Below are 17,694 nucleotides of genomic sequence, written 5' to 3'. Positions count from 1 at the left end.
GATGGTGCCATGAAAGTGCGGAAGTCCCGACTCGGTCTGCGGGAGTTGAGCGTGTCCAACCGCCCGTGGACCGAGGAGGCGGCCCGCCGCTACCGGGACGAGGGGTGCGCGGCCGTGTCGTACACCGCGTTGGACCGCGGGTTCACCGTGCCGGACGTCGGCTTCCTGCGGGAGCTGCCCGGCTTGCGGGAGGTGCGCCTGCTGGGTTCCTTCGAGGACGACACGGCCGTCGCCGGGATCGACACGCTCGAAGTGCTGTGGCTGCAAACCGGGTCTCAGCGCGCGCTGGACCTGCGGGGCCTGCCCCGGCTGCGGGACCTCCTCGTCTCGTGGGCGCGTCCGGTGGACGGGGTGGACGGGCTGGCTTTGCTGCGCGAACTGGAGGTCCACGACTTCCGGGGATCGTCGCTGCGCTGGTTGGGCGCGAAACCGGAACTGCGGTTCCTGCGGATCGACACCTCCCGCAGGCACCGGTTCGACGTCTCCGGGATCGAGGGCTGCACCGGGTTGGAGAGGCTGTGGGTGAACGGCGGGACCATCGAGGGCTCTCGTGCGTTCGCCGCGCTGGTGCGGTTGCGGGAACTGGCGCTGCACGGCGCGAAGGTGCCGGACCTCTCGTTCGTCTCCGCCCTGCCGGCCCTGGCCGAACTGGAGTTGGAGAGCGTCGGCGCGCTGGCGAGCCTCCAGCCGCTGCGCGGGCACCCGGGCCTGCGTTCGGTGGCGATCACGGGATCGACCACGGTCGAGGACGGCGACCTCTCACCGCTGACCACCATGCCCCGGCTCGTCTCCGCGCCGATCGGGACGGCGAAAGCGCACTACCGCCCCACGGCGCGCGAGATCAACGAGCGGTTCCCGCCGATCGCCGGGCCGGTGCCCTGGGAGTGACGAGAGGGGGCGTCGAGGTCTGGTCCGGTCGCGACGCCGAGGACGGCCCGGCGAGTGGCGGAGTCGCGCAGTTCGGCCGCCAGCGCCGCCAAGGGGAATTCCGGGTCCACCGCCGCCCGACCGGCCACGACGGCCAGGGCCAACGGGAACCCGCCGCAGTACGCCAGCAGTTCCGCCACCGCCCCGGGCTCCGCCGCCACCCGCCCCTCGCCCAACCGGCCGACGAGCACCTGCCGCGACTCCTCCCCGGTCAGCACGCCGACGCGCAGCGGCTGGGCGCCGTGCCGGGTGACCAGGTCGGTGAGGCGGTCGCGGCTGGTGACCACGACCGCGCACAGTGGACTGCCCGGTAACAGCGGCACGACCTGGTCCGCGCCGAGGGCGTTGTCGGCGACGATGAGCATCCGCCGGTCCGCCACCAGGCTGCGGAACAGCCGCACCCGGGCGTCCACGTCGGCCGGGACCGACCACGGGGCGACGCCGAGGGCGTCGAGGAAGCCGCGCACCGCCACCGCGGGCGCCACCGGCGCACCGCCCGGGCCGGACCCGCGCAGGTCCACGAACAACTGCCCGTCGGGGAACCGGTTCGCGTGCCGGTGCGCCCAGTGCAGGGCCAGCCAGGTCTTGCCGATGCCGGCCGAGCCGCCGATGGTCGCGAGCGCCATCGTCGCGCCCGGACCGGCGTCGCCGTCCGGCCCGGGCAAGCCGTCCAGCGCGGCCAAGCCGTCCAGCCCGGGCAAGCCGTCCAGCGCGGCCAGTTCACGACCGCGGCCGGTGAAGCCCCTCGGGGGCGCGGGGAGCTGCCTCGGCACCACCGCGGCAGTCGTGCGGAGAGCCGTCGTCACGGCCGGCGCGTCCAGTTCCGGGTCGTTGCGCAGCACCCGTTGGTACAGTCGTTGCAACTCGGGTCCCGGGTCGGTGCCCGTTTCGGCGCTGCACGCCCGCCGTGCGTCGTGGAAGACCCGCAACGCCTCCGCCGGGCGGCCGTCCCGGTACAGCGCCACCATCAGCAACCCGTGCAACCGCTCCCGCCAGGGGTGCGCCGCGACCAGCAGGCGCAGCTCGGGGACCAGCGCCGCGTGCCGCCCGGTCCGCACCTCCCAGTCCAGGCTCTCCTCCAGCACCGACAGCCACTCCTCGACCAGGGCCTGCTTGACCACGGCCAGCTCCGGCGCGGTCACGTCCGCCAGCGGCTCACCCCGCCACAGCTCCAACGCCTGCCGCAGCCCCGCCGCCCGTCTCTCGCCGTGGCCCGCCGAACGCGCCCCCGCGGCCAACGCGCGGAACCGGTGGAGGTCGATCCGCGCCGGGGCCACCTCCAGGGCGTAGCCGGCGGCCCGGTGGACGAGGCGGACCTCCGGGTCGACCGCCAGCACCCGCCGCAGGTCCGACACGGCCCGCTGCACCACGTTGCGCGCCGTCCGGGGCGCCCCGTCACCCTCCCACAGCGCACCGGCGATCCGGGCGACCGGCACCACGCGACCGGCGTCCAACAGGAGCAGCGCCAGCACGCACCGCTGCTGGGCTTTCGCGATCCGCGTCTCCTCGGCCCCGTGCCGCACCACGACCGGCCCCAACACCCCGAACTCCACGCGAACCCCCGGTCACCGTCGTAGCAGGAAGGAGTGCGCTTTTCCTATCGGACCTCGGGGGGACTGGTCCCCTCGCTGATCGGCCAAGCTCCACCGCATGTCGCGTCTCAGACCAAGGAAGGGATTGGCGATGACACGGATTCGTCGTGTCCTCCTGGTGGTGTTGCTCGCGGTGGCCGGGTACCAGCCGATCACCGCGTCGGCGGCCACCGCGTTGCCGGTCGCCGGCGTCTCGGCCAGCGCGCACGACGGCAACGTCCCGGCCAACACGCTCGACGGCGACCCCGGCACCCGCTGGTCCGCCGAGGGGGACGGGGTGTGGATCCGGTACGACCTCGGTTCGGCGCAGGCCATCGGTTCGGTGTCGATCGCCTGGCACAAGGGGGACGTCCGGAAGTCGACGTTCGAAGTCCAGCTCTCCGACGACGGGTCGGCGTGGACCACCGTGATCGCACGGAGGACCAGCAGCGGCACCACCCTCGGGCCGGAGAACTACGACTTCCCCGACAGCACCAAGCGCTACCTGCGCATCCTGGGCTACGGCAACACCGACAACGACTGGACCAGCATCACCGAGACGGCCGTCAACGGGGCCGACAGCGGCGGTGCCTGCGCGTACCCGGCCGACGTGCTGGACCTGTCGAACTGGTACATCGGGCTGCCGATCGGCGCGGAGGAAAGCCCCACCAACGTCTACCAGCCGGCGTTGGACACCTACAAGATCGACCCGTGGTTCACCACGACCCCGGCGTGCGACGCGGTCCAGTTCCGCTCCGCCGTCAACGGGGTCACCACGAGCGGTTCCAGCTACCCGCGCTCGGAGTTGCGTGAGATGAACGGCTCCGCCAAGGCGAGCTGGTCGTCCACCTCGGGGACGCACACGATGGTGGTCGACCAGGCCATCACCGCGCTGCCCGCGGACAAGCCGCACGTCGTGGCAGGCCAGATCCACGACTCGTCCGACGACGTGTCGGTGTTCCGGCTCGAAGGCGGCAACCTCTACATCACCAACGGCGACACCAGCCGCCACAAGCTCGTGACGAGCAACTACGTGCTGGGCACCAGGTTCCAGGCCAAGTTCGTGGTGAGTGGTGGCCAGATCAAGGCCTACTACAACGGTGTGCTGCAGACGACGATCTCGAAGAGCTTCACCGGCGGCTACTTCAAGGCGGGCGCGTACACGCAGGCCAACTGCACCAACTCGTCGCCGTGCAGCGACAGCAACTACGGCGAGGTGAAGATCTACGGGCTGACCGTGACGCACGACAACGGCGACCCGGGCGAGCCGGGGGCCGACCGCACCGTCAACGTCGCCAACTCGACCCAGCTGCAGAGCGCGTTCACCGACGCCCGCGCGGGTGACCGCATCGTGCTCGCGAACGGCAACTACACGATCGGCAAGCTGACCGGCAAGCACGGCACCGCCGCCAAGCCCATCACCGTCGTCGCGGCGAACCGCGGGCAGGCGGTGGTCACCGGCGGGCAGCTGGAGGTCGCGAGTTCGTCGCACGTGGTGGTCGACGGTCTCAAGTGGACGAACAGCAACACGTTGAAGCTCACCGGTTCGAACAACGTGCGGCTCACCCGCAACCACTTCCGGCTGACCGAGCAGTCGTCGTTGAAGTGGGTGCTCATCCAGGGCGCGGACAGCCACCACAACCGGATCGACCACAACCTGTTCGAGGAGAAGCACCAGCAGGGCAACTTCATCACCATCGACGGGTCGGCGAGCCGGCAGTCCCAGTACGACCTGATCGACCACAACCACTTCCGCAACATCGGACCGCGCGCGGAGAACGAGATGGAGGCCATCCGCGTCGGCTGGAGCGGGATCTCCCAGTCCAGCGGGTTCACCACCATCGAGTCGAACCTGTTCGAGAACTGCGACGGCGACCCCGAGATCATCTCGGTGAAGAGCAACGACAACACCGTCCGCTACAACACCTTCCGCAGCTCGCAGGGCACGTTGTCCCACCGCCACGGCAACCGCGGCACCTTCCACGGCAACTTCTTCTTCGGCGAGGGGAAGGCGGGCACCGGCGGGATCCGGATCTACGGCCAGGACCACAAGGTCTACAACAACCACTTCGAGGGCCTGACCGGCAGCGGCTACGACGCCGCGTTGCAGATCGACGGCGGCGACGTGGACACCTCGGGCGCGTTGAACGCGCACTGGCGCGTCTACCGGGCGACCGTCGTGCACAACACGTTCGTGGACAACGTGTCCAACATCGAGATCGGCGCCAACTACACCCACGCGCCGGTCGACTCGACCATCGCCGACAACGTGGTCGTCGGCGGCCGGGGCAAGCTGTTCAACGAACGCAAGACACCGGTGAACATGACCTACGCCGGCAACATCGCGTGGCCGACCGGCACGGCGACGGTCGGCGTCACCAAACCCGCCGACGCCATCCGCACCGTCGATCCCTTGCTGGTCCGTGAGGGACCGGTGTACCGGATCGGCGAGGCCAGCCCGGCCATCGACACCGGCACCGGCCGCTTCACCTTCGTCACCGACGACATGGACGGCCAGCCCCGCGCCGGTGTCGCCGACGTCGGCGCAGACGAACGCTCCACCACCGCAACCGTCCGAGGCCCGCTCACCCCGGCCGACGTCGGCCCGAACGCCCCGTAGGAATCCGGTGCCGGCGGGCGCGCTTCACGCCCGCCGGCCCACCGGACCAGGGGTCACGCCAGCCGCTGCGCGCCGAACCGGTCACAGCCGCGCTGGAGGCCTGCGACCGCTCGACCGCGTCATGACCGTGGTCCTCGGCAAGCGTGGTGCTGCGCGGCGTCGGTGCTGGCTCCGCCGTCAAACGGCTCTCGCCCGTGGAGGTGGCTCGCCGTTGAACTCCTCGCGCCGGGCAGGCGTGGGCAGTCGGCGGCCGGGGCCCTCGGACAGGACCGGTTGGCGTTGCCAGGACGACAGGTCGTGCGGGGTGGTCGGGGTGCCGTGGCAGAGGACGTAGTGGCGGGGGGTCATGGCGGCCGGGTGGGCGGGTAGGCGGGACATGCAGCGGGCGTGGGCTTGCTCGGGGGTGGTCACCGCGTCGGTGGCGGCCACGTAGGCGACGAGCGGTCGGTCGTCGACCTCGGCGAAGATCCGGGCGGGAGCCAGGGTGTCGTCCAGGAGCCGTTGCACTTCCGGCAGGTGGACCCAGCAGGAGTCCAGGTGAAGCCAGTCGTCGCCGCGCTCGGTGCGCGGCAGGTCGATGATCCCGCTCATCTCGCCCGGTGACAGGTCGTCCTCCGCGGCGGCGACCAGGAGGCGTTCCACGGCCAGGAGGGTCTGCTCGACCTCGGGCCGGTCGATGCGCGACGTGTCGCCGGTCCAGGCGTCCATGGCCAGCACCGCGTCCAGGCGCCACAGGTCGAAGCGGAGCGGGGCCGGCGTCGCCTCCATGCGGCGCCAGGTGAACTCGGTCGACCGCACGGGGTCCGGGGTGGCGTCGGAGCGGATGTACGCGGCGGCGTTGTTGAAGATCGGCGGGAAGTAGTTGAAGGCCACGCCGCGTTCGTGCTCGACCCGTTCGGCGATCGCGTGCATCCGGTGCGCGTCGTACATGGCGCTCATGGACGCCCGCACCATCCCCGCCCGCACCCGCGCACCCAGCTCGTCGAACGTCGCCCCGCCGCCGTCGACCTCGACCAGGCTGGACGCGGCCAGCGTGCCGACGTGGTCGGCCAGCCGGCGGTCGAAGAAGCGGTTGTTCGACAGCGCGCAGAACAGGTGGCCCGGGTCGCCGGTGCGCTCGGCCAGCACGGACAGGATCGCGGCCAGGACGATGTTGGACCGGTCCAACGACGTGCGCCGCGCGATCCGCGCCAGGGCCGCCGCGCCGGCGTGCGACACCATCTCCATCGCGCGCGACTCCGCCGGGCCGGGGCCGGGCGCCGCGGCGAGCGGGTTGGCGGGCATCCGGCGCAGCCGGTCGCCCCAGTAGTCCAGCGCGTTCTCCGCGCGCCGGCGCATCGACGGACGCCGCTCGGACTCGGCCTGGTCCAGCGGCTGGTGCCGGGGCGCGCCGACCACGCGGGCCGCCGGGTCGGCCAGCATCTCCTCCAGCTCCCGGCCGAGGACCGCCATCCCCTTGTGGTCGGCCGCCAGGTGCGAGCACCGCAGGACGGCCGCGCACACCCGACCGGACCGGACCAGGACGGCGGCGCTCACCGGCAGGTCCACGGCCGAGTCGTACGGCAACCCGGCCACGACCGCGTCCACCGCCGAGTCCAGCGCCGCCGAGTCCACCGACGCGGAGTCCAGTGCCGAGGAGGCCGGGGCGTCCTCCGGGGTGAGGACGTGCAAGACCAGTTCACCGGAGGCGACGACCCGTTGCCGGCCGCCGCCGGGGAAAGTGGTGCGCAGCCCTTCGTGCCGGGTCAGCAGCACCGCCAGCGACTCGGCGAAGTCGCCCACGCCGAACGCGCCGGCGCCCGGGCGCAGGTGCCAGTACTGCATCCCGTACGCGGGGGTGCCCGTCCAGCTGAGCCACTTGTGCGCGTTGAGCTGGCCGAGGGTCATCGGCCCTTCGACCGCGCGGGTGCCACGGAAACGCACAACGACGGATTTCGTCACCATCGGGTCCCCTGCTCCTCGGGCACGCCCGGGTCGACCGGGCAATTCGATCGAAAGCTATATCCGGTCCCCGGCGGGCACAGGAACCAATCGGGGCAACCGCGTTGAGCCGTTCATCGATACCGTACGAAGCCGTGCTCGGAAATTCGGTAACATCGCAGGTCAACGCCATCGGCCGGAATCTCTGGGTGAATTTGTGCCAACGGCGCTCCGTTGTCAGCCCGGCAGCGGCGGTGATTTTCTCCGCAGTGGCTGCGACACCCGGTCCGGGAGCGCTCCCGAAACTTTTCGCAATTGCCCCGCGGGCGGATTTCCGCTCGCCTGAAACGAGGTGTGGACATGGTGGCTGCCGGGCTCACGATCGAGGCGATGGCCGCGTTCGTGCCGGAACCGGTGTCCTCGGTCGAGGCGGTCGCGCCACGCCTGCGGCTGGGCCGGGCCAAGGTCAAGCTGTTCCAGAAGGTGCACGGGCTCGACCGCCTCCGCCTGGACCCGGACCTGTCCGTGCTGGACCTCATCACCGAGCCCGCGGCCCGGCTCGTCGCCGAGCTCGCCGACCCGGGCCGGATCAAGCACGTGGTCTACGCGCACACCATCCAGGACGTCGCGCCCGCCGGGTTCGACGTCGCCGCCGCCCTGGCCGCGCGGCTCGGGCTGCACCGGGCCAACGCGTTCGCGCTCACCCAGCAGAACTGCGCCAGCGGCCTGGCCGCGGTGGACGTGTGCGGCGAGCTGCTCGCGGCCGCCGACGACCCGGACGCCCTCGCGCTCGTGGTCACCGGCGAGAAGGCCTTCTCCCCGATGGCGCAGCTGATCGAGAACACCACGATCATGGGCGACGCCTCGGCGGCCTGCCTGGTCGGGCTGGCCGACGGGGCCCGGTCCGGCGGCGGTGACCGGGTGCTGTCCTACTCCTCCCGCACCGACGGCCGCTACGCCGACGGCATCCGGCTCGACGCCGGTCTGCTCCGCGAGTTCGGGCTGGCGTACGCGGCCCGGCTGGCCGAGACGATCCGGGCGGCGCTGGCCGGGGCCGGGCTCACCCTGGCCGACGTCGCCCTCATCGTGCCGCACAACGTGAACGTCTCGTCGTGGCGGAAGGTCGTCGAACTGCTCGGCACGGACCCCGCCACCGTGTTCCTGGACAACGTGGCCGAGTACGGCCACTGCTACTGCAGCGACCCGTTCCTGAACTACACCCAGCTCCGCGACCGGGGCCGGTTGACCGCGGGCGGCCACTACGTGTGCACCGCCCTCGGGCTCGGCGCCACCTACGCCGCCATGGTCCTCCGCCACGAAGGATGACTCCACGATGCCCACCGGATACCTGCGCGCCCTGAAACGGGCGGTCACCGGCGACCCGGCCACCCCGCTGGTCTTCCTCTGCAACTTCGAGGTGGAGCAGCGCTGGGCGACCGGCTTCCCCGGCCTGCCCGCCCCCGCCTTCTCCATGACCGGCCCGCTCGTCACCAGGATGGAAGAACTCGGCGCCCTGCTGGCCGGCCCCGACGACCACCTGATCGCGCAACACCCGCTCGACCCCGGTTTCCTGGACTACGTCCGGTCGCTCGGGCTGGAGCCGCCGACGGTCCTGGTGACCGACGGCCCGCCCGCGGAGTCGACGGCGGCCCGCGCGGCGACCTCGCCGGAACTCCTGGCCACCCTGCGCGGGCTCGCCGCCCGCGGCGCACGGCTCATGCCGATGGGGCTGGCCGACGACGGGCTGACCCTCGCCGAGCGCAGCGGCCTGCCGGTGGCGGCGCCGGACCTGGCCACGGTGGTCCGGGTGAACAGCAAGATCTACAGCCGCCGCCTGGTCGAGGACACCGGGCTGCGGGCGATCCCGGGCTGGTGTTGCGAGACGGTGGGGGAGTTCGCCGACCTGATGGCGACGGTGGGCGACCGGTGCTCACCGGACTCGGCGCTGGTCGTGAAGGACGCCTACGGCGTCTCCGGCAAGGGCCTGGTCGTGCTGGACGACCCGGCCAAGGCGCGGCGGGTCGTCCGCGCGGCCACCGCCCGCGCGAAGCGCCGCGACGACGAGCGGCTGCACGTGGTGGTGGAGACCTGGCTGCCCAAGCGGGCGGACCTGAACTACCAGCTCACCGTCGACGTCCACGGCGAGGTGCGGCTGGACTTCGTCAAGGAGGCCCTGACCCGCAACGGTGTCCACATGGGACACATCAGTCCCGCCGAACTGGACGCCGGGCAGCACGACGAGATCCGGCACGCGGCCGACGTCGTCGGCAAGGCCCTGCACGCGGACGGCTTCACCGGCGTGGTCGGCGTGGACGCCGTCGTCGCCGCGGACGGCGCGGTGTACCCGGTGCTGGAGATCAACGCCCGGTTCAACATGTCCACCTACCAGGGCGGCGTGCTGGAGGTCCTGGCCGACCGGCTCCCCGCGTCCCTGGCCGCACAGCACACCCTGCGGCTGTCCGAGCCGATGGCGTTCGCCGACGTGCGGACCGCGCTGGGACCGCTGGCCGAGATCGACCCCGTCCGGGGCGGCGTCGTCGTCACGTGCTTCGGCACGGTCAACGCGATGGCGGACCGGCACCCGGGCGAGCCGTTCGAGGGCCGCCTGTACTTCATCGCCCTCGGACCCGACCGCGCGGCGGTGACCGAGCTGGCCGCCGCGACCAGGACCGCGCTCGACACCTTCACCGGAGGCGCGCGATGACCGAACTGCACGTGCAAGGGCTCCCCGTGTCGGCGATCGCCGAGGAGTTCGGGACCCCGCTCTACCTCTACGACGCCGACGTCCTCAGCGACACCTACACCGCCCTGCGGCAACGCCTGCACCCCGCGGTGGACGTCTACTTCTCGCTCAAGGCCAACCCCAACGTCAGCGTCTGCGCCGAGCTGGTGCGCGCGGGCGCGGGCACCGAGGTGTCGTCGGCCATCGAGCTGGCCACCGCCCGGCTGGCCGGTTCCCGCCCGGAGCACACCATCTTCCTCGGGCCGGGCAAGACCGACGACGAACTGCGGGCGTGCGTGGACGCCGGCATCCGGACCGTCGTCGTGGAGTCGGCCGGCGAACTGCGCCGCCTGGACGCCCTGGTGCCCGAGCGCGGCGGCGCGCCGGTCGACGTGCTGCTGCGGGTCAACCCCGCGTTCAGCACCAAGGGTTCCGGGCTGTCGATGGGCGGCAAACCCCGGCAGTTCGGCATCGACGAGCAGGACGTGCCGTCGGTCGTCGCGCTCGCGGCCACGCTGCCGCACGTGCGGGTCGCCGGGCTGCACGCCTACATGGGCACCCGCATCCTCGACGCCGCCGACATCGCGCACAACACCCGCGGCATCCTGGCCATGTCCCGCGAACTGCACCGGAGCTGCGGCGTGCCACTGGACACGGTGGACATCGGCGGCGGGCTCGGCGTCGCGTACTTCGACAACGAGAAGGACCTCGACCTCGACGCGGTCACCGCGGGCGTGAACGCCGCCGTCGAGGAGTTCCTGGCCGAGCACCCGGACACCCGGCTGATCATGGAACTGGGCCGCTACCTGGTCGCGTTCGCCGGCCGGTACGTGGTGCGGGTGCTGGACGTCAAGACCTCGCGGGGCGAGGCGTTCGCGATCGCGGACGGCGGCACCAACCACCACATGGCCGCGGTCGGCATCGGCAGCTTCGTCAAGCGCAACTTCCCGATCCGCTCGCTGACCCGGTTCGACGAGCCGGCCACCGGGCCCTGCACCGTCACCGGGCCGCTGTGCACGCCCAACGACGTGATCGGCAAGAAGGTCCCGCTGGCGCCGGTGGCGGTCGGCGACCTGCTCGGCGTCGAACGCTCCGGCGCTTACGGGCCTTCCGCGTCACCCGTGCAGTTCCTCAGCCACGGCTACCCGGCGGAGGTCATGGTGCGCGACGGACGGGCGCACCTGGTGCGCCGCCGGGACACCGCCGAAGACCTGCTCGGCAAGCAGATCCTGCTCCCCGTGCGGAGCGGCAACCGAAGGGACGAACCGATGAACCGCGACGAGACGATCGAGGCCGTGAAGGCCGCGCTGGCCGACGTGCTGCAACGCGAGCTGCCCGCCACCCGCGAGGACACCCGGCTGTTCGAGGACCTGCACCTGGACTCCACGTCGGTGCTGGAGGTGCTGATGACGCTGGAGGACTCGGTCGGCATCGAGGTGGACCCGGAGGACCTGGAGCCGGAGCACCTGAAGACGATCGGCTCGCTGGCCGACTACGCGCTCGACCAGGCCGGCGAGCGCAGCCGCGGTTAGCCGGCGGGGGAGAGGGAGGCAGCCGTGGCGCTGGCGCTGGCGGGCGCGGCCGGGGTGCGCAAGTCCGACACCAACCCGTGCCCGTTCGACGAGGACATGCTGGAGTACTACCGAGACCTGCTGGCCCAGTACGACGTGCCCTACGAGGAGCGGCGGCTGCACGAGGGCCCGAACGTCAGCTACACCGAACTGGCCGAGGCCCTGCTCGCCGCCCTCGGGCCCGAGATCGCGGCGCCGGACGTCATCCTGCTGACCTACGCGGTGCCGGACCTGCACCCGCTGCGGGTGGTGTCCGCCCACGTCAACGCGCGGCTCGGCGGCGGCGCGTACAGCATGGCGCTGTCCGAGCAGGGCCTGCGCTCGCCGTACACGGCGTTGCAGGTCGCGGACGCGTTCCACCGGTCCGGGCGGTGCGACACGGCGCTGCTGCTCGTGCTGGAGCAGACCTCCCTGCCCTACCACGACCCCCTGGTGCACGACACGCCGTTGACGGAGACCGCCGCGGCCCTGGTGCTCCGGGCCGCGCCCGGTCCGGTGGCCGGTCCACTGTGGACCGGCACGCCGGCGGAACTGGCGGCCCTGCTCGACGCCACGGACCCGGACACCGTGGTGGTCGCGGGGCCGTGGGTGGAGGCGGGCACGGCGTCCCGCGTGGTCCGCTGCGCCACCGGCACGTACTGCACGAGCGTGTGGCTCGCGCTCGCGGAGAAGCCGGACCTGTGGCGCGACACCAGGTCCGAAATCCTGCTCTGCGACGTCGACCCGCGCACCGGCCGGGCGCACGCCGTGCGCCTCGATCCCGCCCCGACCCCCGGTGAGGCACGACGATGACCACCCTGGAAATCCCGACGACCACCTACGCCGCCCGGCTCGACGCCGCCCACGACTCCGTCGCGCCCGACACACCGGGCGTGGTGGTGGTCGGACCCGGCGGTTTCGCCTACACCACACCGCGAAGACTGGCCGAAGGACCGTCGTGGGTGTCCGCGGCGACCGGGCGCCGGCTGCACGGCGGGGACGTGCGGCCGGTCCGCAACCGGGTGGCCGCGCGGTACGGCGTGGCCTGCGTCCAGCTCGTCGACCCCACCCCCGGGGACCCGGCGCGCGCACGGCACGGCCTGCTGCGCCACCACCTGCTCCGCGCGCACACCAAGGTGCTCGCGAGCACCGTCGAACTGGCCGTGGCCGACCTCGGCGAGCGCACGTCGGCGGGCGGCCCGCTGCTGGGCAGGCAACTGGTGCAGGCGGGTCTGGCGGACGCGATGCTGCTGGTCGAGGAGACCGAGGGGCTGCTGGACGGCGGCCACGACGTCCAGCCCGCCGTGTTCACCCGCCTGGTGCGCGGCGGCCGGGCGTTGCTGCGGCTGCTGGGCGGGGCGAGCTTCCTCATCGACGGACCCGGCGGCGCGGTGCTCACCGCCGAGCAGGTCGGCACCCTCTACCTGGCGGCCCACCATGACCACTGAACTTCCCGACCACCTGCGCGCGCTGGACGCGCATTGCGTCGAGATCGCCCGTGAACTCCGCGAACCCGGAATGGTGCTGGACGAGGACCCGGACGCGATCACCCGCTACCTCGACCTGCCCGCCGTGCGGTTGCAGGAGGCGATGCTGATCCCGCCGCGGTTCGCCGGCGAGACCTACCGGGTGGGCCCGCACGCGTTCCCCGGCGGGTCGTGCCTGTCCCGCGTGGTGGTGATGGACCGGCTCGCGCACGGCGACCCGGGCGTGCTCCTCGCCGCGCCGGGACCCAGCCTGGCCGGCGCCGCCGTGCAGGCGCTGGGCAGCGAGCGGCAGCAGAGCCGGTTCTTCGAGCGGTTCACCAAGGAACCCACCTGGACGTTCTTCGCGCTCACCGAGCACGGGAAGGGGTCGGCGGCGGCCGAGCTGGAGACCCGCCTGGTCCCCGCCGAGCACGGCTACACCCTGCACGGCACCAAGAAGTACATCGGGACCGGGGCGCGGGCGCAGACCGGCGTGGTGTTCTGCCGCCGCGCGCCCGGCCCGCTCGGCATCGAGGCCGTGCTGGTGGACACGCCCGCACCCGGCTTCCACGGCGAGCTGCTGCCCATCCTCGGGTTGCGCGGCGTCCGGATCAGCGAACTGGTCTTCGACGGGCTGGCGGTCGACCCGGACATGGTGCTGGGCTTCGACCGCCGACCCAGCCGCCGCGGTTTCCTCGGCGCCCGGCAGACCCTGGCGACGTACCGGCCCTCGTTGGCCGCCATGTCCCTCGGGGTCGCCGACGCCGTCCTGGACTACGCGCGGGCGGCGCGGACCACACTGTCCACAGTGGACGAACAGCGGCTGGGCGACCTGGCGGGTCGGGTGGCCGTGGCCCGGCGGCGGGTCCGCGAGGTGGCCGTCGCGCTGGACGCGGGCCGTCCGGACCGGCACGGGACCTCGGCGGTGAAGCTGACCGCGACGAGGCTCGCCGAGGAGGCCACGCTGCTGGCCGTCGACCTGCTCGGACCCACCGCGCTGCTGGAACACCCGTGGCTAAACAAGACCTACCGGGACGTGCGGGCGTTCGAGTTCATGGAGGGCGCGGGCGACGTGCACCGGCTGACGGTGTTCCAGGGCGGCCTGCGCGACGCCGGCGGTGGCACGTGACGGACACCGGTGTCGAGGCGGTGTCGCTGACCGGCCGGGCGCGGCGGATGGCGGTCGGCCTGACCGCGATGACCACCGCGGGCACCCTGCTCCAGTTGGCCGTGACGGCCTTCCTCGGCCACCTCGGCGGTGACGCGCTGTACCTGCGTTCGGTGTACGTGCCGTTCGGGTTCATCAGCATGGCGGTCGGCGAGGGCGTCGCCATCGCGATGCAGGTGTCGGCGTCGAACCTGCACCGGCGGGGCGACACCGCGCGGATCGGGGGCGTGCTGGTGCTGATGACGGTGCTCGGCGTCGGCGGCTTCGGCGGGCTCGCGCTGGTCGTGCTGGCGGGCGCGGGTCCGCTGGAGGCGTTGCTCGCGGTGCCCGAGGACATGCGGGACGACGTGCGGGCGTTCCTGGTGGCGGTGCTCGCGGCCAACGGCCTGACCATGCCGCCCGTGCTCGCCGGCGCGGCGCTGCGCGGGATGGGCCGGGCCACCGCCGCCGCGCACATGGCCGTGGCCGCCACGGTGCTGACCGTCGGCGCGATCCTTGCGGCGCAACAGCTGTGGGGTCTCGGCGCGATGAGCGTCCCGGTCGGGCTCGCGGCCGGCTCCGTGCCGCTCGCCGTCCTGGGCTGGGTGGTTTTGCGCCGGGGTGGGCTGGTGTTCCGGTGGCCTGCGGACCCCGTCCCGGCGCTGCGGCTGCTGCGGGAGGTGGCGCTGCCGGTGGCCGGCTCGTTCCTGGTGCTGTCCGGCGCCTCGCTGGGCTACCTGTGGCTGATCCGCGACGGCGGCGTGGCCGGGGTGACCGGCTTCGGGCTCGGCCAGACCGTGCAGCTGTTCCTCATCGTGCCCGCGATCGCGATCGGCTCCGCGGTCGCGATCACCGTGACCCTGCACGGCGAGGCCGCGCGCCCGAACGCCTTCCGCATGGTGCTCCGGCTGACCGTGCCGACCTACGCGGTCATCGCGGGCGCGGTGTTCCTGTGCCGCGAGCCGCTGGTGGGCCTGCTGACCCCGGACGGCGCGGTGCGCGCGGTCGCCGTCGACTACCTGGGCTGGATCGGCCCGTCCCTGGCGGCGCTGGGCGTCACCCTCGCCCTGCTCACCTACTTGGAGCAGGCCGGTCGGGCGGTGGCGGCGCTCGTGCTCAACGTGACGTTCTTCGCCGCCGTCCTGGCGGTCGGCGCGGCCCTCCCGGACCCGCTGCACGCGCACTCGCTGGTCGTGCTGCTCGCCCTGGCCAACGTCGTCGGCTGCGGCACCGTCCTGTTCGCCGGCCGCGCGCTGGCGCGCCGACCCGAGGTCGTGGCGGCATGAGGATCGGCGTCGACCTCGCCCGCGTCGGTGAACTGGACCGGCTGCTGTGCCGGCCGTGGTTCCGCCGGTACTTCTTCTCGCCGCACGAACTGCGGCAGGCGGACGCCCTGGCCGGGCCGCGCGCGGCGGAGTACCTCACCGGGCGGTTCGCGGCCAAGGAAGCGGTGCTCAAGGTGCTCGGCCACGGCCTGTTCGAGGGCGTCCCGCCGCACCGGATCGAGCTGGTCCGGCAGGACTCGGGCGAACCGGCGATCCGGCTGTCGGGTGGCGCGCGGGAGGCCGCCGACCGGCTCGGCGTGGCGTCGGTGACGGTGTCCATCGCGCACAAGGGCGCGGACGTCGTCGCGGTGGCGATCGCCGGCGCGGCGGACCGCCCCCGGCCGGTGCCGCCGCCACTGGAGCAGTTGCTCGCCGACCTGCGCCGGGCGGGTCGCGCGCTGGACGCCCTGACCCCGTTGGACGACGCCGTGCTGTGGGCGGCCCGGTGCGCGCTGGAAGCCTCCGCCCTGCTCGTGCAGTCCTACCACGACACCAACCCGGAAACGATGGCGGAGGCGGTCGCCGCCTCCCGCGCGAGCGTGGTCGCCGCGACCGACGCCGTCCGACGAAGCAGGGAGAGGCCAACGTGAGCGAAGCCGATGGCGCACCCGAGGTCTCGGCCTCGAATGTCGTACCCCCGTGGGACAATGGAGACTGGGGCCGGAGGCCGCCGGATGTCGTCCTCGGGTACAGCGGGTTCGACGGCACCGCGGAGTTCAAGCGGGCGCACTTCCCCGACCTCGCCGACGGCGAGGCCCGGCTGTGCCAGGGGCTGGACGCCGCCGCCGCGCTCGTGGTGGACGGCCGGCTGGTGGCCGCGGTCCAGCAGGAGCGGTACTCGGGCGTGAAGTTCGACCACGCCTTCCCCGCCGACGCCGTCCGCGCGTGCCTGGACGTCGCGGGCCTGTCGATCACCGACGTGGACCAGGTGCGGCACGGCTTCGACTACGGCCTGGCCAAGGTGCTGTCGATGGGCGACGAGCTGAGCCGGCGGCGCTACGACGAGGTGTACCGCCCGGAGCGGCAGACCACCTTGCTGCACCGGCACTTCCCGGAGCTGTCCGGCCTCGACGTGCGGCCGGTGCGCCACCACGAGGCGCACGCGCTGACCGCCGCCGTGCCCAGCGGGTTCGACGAGGCGCTCGTCGTCGTGGTCGACGGCATGGGCGAACTGCACGCGGTGAGCGTGTACCGGTGGGCCGGCGGCGCGCTGACCCGGCTGGCCGCGCTGGACTTCCGCAGCAGCCTGGGGCTGTTCTACTCGGTGATGACCATGCACCTGGGCTACTGGCCCAACAGCGACGAGTACAAGGTGATGGCCATGGCCGCGTCCGGTGACGCCGAGCGGTTCGCCGGCACCATGCGCGACGCCGTCGTGCTCGGCGCCGACGGCCGGTTCGACATCCCGCTGCTGCGGCGCAACCACGACCCGCTGAGCAAGGAGACGTTCGCCGGGAGCAGGCGGTGGCTGGCCGAGCAGGGCTGCCCGCCGGCGCGCGGGGAGATCGAGCAGGTGCACTTCGACCTCGCCGCCGCGGGCCAGCGGCGGCTGGAGGAGGCGTTGTTCCACCTGGTGGGGCACTGGGTGGCCCGCACCGGGCTGCGCCGCGTGGCGTTCGCGGGCGGGGTGGCGCTCAACTGCGTGGCCGTCGGCAAGCTCGCCGCGTCGGGCCTGGTGGACGGCGTGTACGTGCAGCCCGCCGCGGGCGACGAGGGGACGGCGGTCGGCGCCGCCCTGCTGGGCGCGGACCTGCTGCGCGCCGCCGAGCACTACCCGGTGAGCACCTTCCTCGGACCGGACGTGCACTCCGACCGCGTCCCCGCGCACTCCTACTTCACCGTCGAGGTGGACGACCCGGAGGTAATCGCCGCGCACCTGCTCGCCCGGGGCCTGGTGATCGGCTGGGCGCAGGGGCGGCTGGAGTTCGGGCCGCGCGCGTTGGGCAACCGCAGCATCCTCGCCGACCCGCGCCGGCGCGAGACCCGCGACCGGGTGAACGCGGCGGTGAAGTTCCGGGAGGGGTTCCGGCCGCTCGCGCCCATTGTGAAATCCGAGTGCGCCACGCGGTACTTCCGCATCCCGGCGGGCACCAACATGCGGCACATGACCATCGCCGTGCCCGTGCGCCCGGAACGCGCCGACGAGATCGCGGCCGTGGTGCACGACGACGGCACCGCGCGGGTGCAGGTCGTCCACGCCGCCGAGCAGCCGCGCCTGTGGCGGGTGCTCGACGAGTTCGAGCGGCGGACCGGGGTCGGCACGTTGATCAACACCTCGCTGAACGTGAAGGGCCAACCGACGGCCCGGTCGGCGAGCGAGGCGTTCCGGACCTTCGACGAGTCCCGGCTGGACGTGCTGGTCGTCGGCAACGTCGTGCACGCCAAGGACTGGGCGGTGCCGGACGTGCTCGCCGCGACGGCGCGGACACCCGCGCCGACGGCGTAG

13 protein-coding genes are annotated in these 17,694 nt (G+C 72.9%); 11 read left to right on the top strand and 2 right to left on the bottom strand.

What is annotated here, in order from left to right:
• Positions 1-9: 9 nt before the first annotated feature.
• Entirely contained in the window at positions 10-888 is an 879-nt protein-coding gene (locus RIN75_RS12745; protein ID WP_309112074.1) for a hypothetical protein, read from the top strand.
• Here RIN75_RS12745 and RIN75_RS12740 read toward each other — a convergent pair.
• Positions 819-2,480, bottom strand: coding sequence for a BTAD domain-containing putative transcriptional regulator (locus tag RIN75_RS12740; protein WP_309112073.1), 1,662 nt, complete (start codon positions 2,478-2,480; stop codon positions 819-821). The genes RIN75_RS12745 and RIN75_RS12740 overlap by 70 nt on opposite strands.
• 130 nt (positions 2,481-2,610) lie before the next feature.
• Between RIN75_RS12740 and RIN75_RS12735 the strand changes: the two genes are divergently transcribed.
• A complete protein-coding gene (locus RIN75_RS12735) occupies positions 2,611-5,118 on the top strand; it encodes a chondroitinase-B domain-containing protein (protein WP_309112072.1) in 2,508 nt (835 codons plus the stop codon).
• Positions 5,119-5,295: 177 nt separating this feature from the next.
• On the opposite strand, the gene RIN75_RS12730 is transcribed toward RIN75_RS12735, so the two are convergent.
• Positions 5,296-7,005 (bottom strand): hypothetical protein, encoded by a 1,710-nt coding sequence (locus RIN75_RS12730; protein ID WP_309112071.1) that lies wholly within the window; start codon positions 7,003-7,005, stop codon positions 5,296-5,298.
• A 393-nt stretch (positions 7,006-7,398) separates the two neighbouring features.
• Between RIN75_RS12730 and RIN75_RS12725 the strand changes: the two genes are divergently transcribed.
• Genes RIN75_RS12725 through RIN75_RS12685 form a run of 9 tightly spaced genes read left to right on the top strand, consistent with a single transcriptional unit; the run spans position 7,399 to position 17,694 of the window.
• A complete protein-coding gene (locus RIN75_RS12725) occupies positions 7,399-8,364 on the top strand; it encodes a 3-oxoacyl-[acyl-carrier-protein] synthase III C-terminal domain-containing protein (protein WP_309112070.1) in 966 nt (321 codons plus the stop codon).
• A gap of 7 nt (positions 8,365-8,371) precedes the next feature.
• Positions 8,372-9,742, top strand: a complete 1,371-nt coding sequence (locus RIN75_RS12720; protein ID WP_309112069.1) for an ATP-grasp domain-containing protein — start codon at positions 8,372-8,374, stop codon at positions 9,740-9,742.
• The gene (locus tag RIN75_RS12715) at positions 9,739-11,292 is read left to right on the top strand and encodes a phosphopantetheine-binding protein (RefSeq protein WP_309112068.1); all 1,554 of its coding nucleotides are present in this window, start codon (positions 9,739-9,741) and stop codon (positions 11,290-11,292) included. Before RIN75_RS12720 ends, RIN75_RS12715 begins: the two co-directional genes overlap by 4 nt.
• A gap of 24 nt (positions 11,293-11,316) precedes the next feature.
• Complete coding sequence (locus RIN75_RS12710; RefSeq protein ID WP_309112067.1) at positions 11,317-12,123, top strand: hypothetical protein; 807 nt, start codon at positions 11,317-11,319, stop codon at positions 12,121-12,123.
• Positions 12,120-12,758, top strand: a complete 639-nt coding sequence (locus RIN75_RS12705; protein WP_309112066.1) for a hypothetical protein — start codon at positions 12,120-12,122, stop codon at positions 12,756-12,758. Before RIN75_RS12710 ends, RIN75_RS12705 begins: the two co-directional genes overlap by 4 nt.
• Positions 12,748-13,905 (top strand): acyl-CoA dehydrogenase family protein, encoded by a 1,158-nt coding sequence (locus tag RIN75_RS12700; protein ID WP_309112065.1) that lies wholly within the window; start codon positions 12,748-12,750, stop codon positions 13,903-13,905. The genes RIN75_RS12705 and RIN75_RS12700 overlap by 11 nt, the downstream gene beginning before the upstream one ends.
• Entirely contained in the window at positions 13,902-15,209 is a 1,308-nt protein-coding gene (locus RIN75_RS12695) for an MATE family efflux transporter (protein ID WP_309112064.1), read from the top strand. The genes RIN75_RS12700 and RIN75_RS12695 overlap by 4 nt, the downstream gene beginning before the upstream one ends.
• Positions 15,206-15,838, top strand: a complete 633-nt coding sequence (locus RIN75_RS12690; protein WP_309112063.1) for a holo-ACP synthase — start codon at positions 15,206-15,208, stop codon at positions 15,836-15,838. Before RIN75_RS12695 ends, RIN75_RS12690 begins: the two co-directional genes overlap by 4 nt.
• On the top strand, positions 15,835-17,694 hold the full coding sequence (locus RIN75_RS12685) for a carbamoyltransferase C-terminal domain-containing protein (protein WP_309112062.1): 1,860 nt from the start codon (positions 15,835-15,837) through the stop codon (positions 17,692-17,694). Before RIN75_RS12690 ends, RIN75_RS12685 begins: the two co-directional genes overlap by 4 nt.

Origin of the sequence: Saccharothrix sp. (assembly GCF_031180885.1) — a bacterium.
Lineage (GTDB): Bacteria > Actinomycetota > Actinomycetes > Mycobacteriales > Pseudonocardiaceae > Actinosynnema.
The sequence above is the reverse complement of the archived record's forward strand: the minus strand, read 5'-3'. Positions and strand labels throughout refer to the sequence as shown.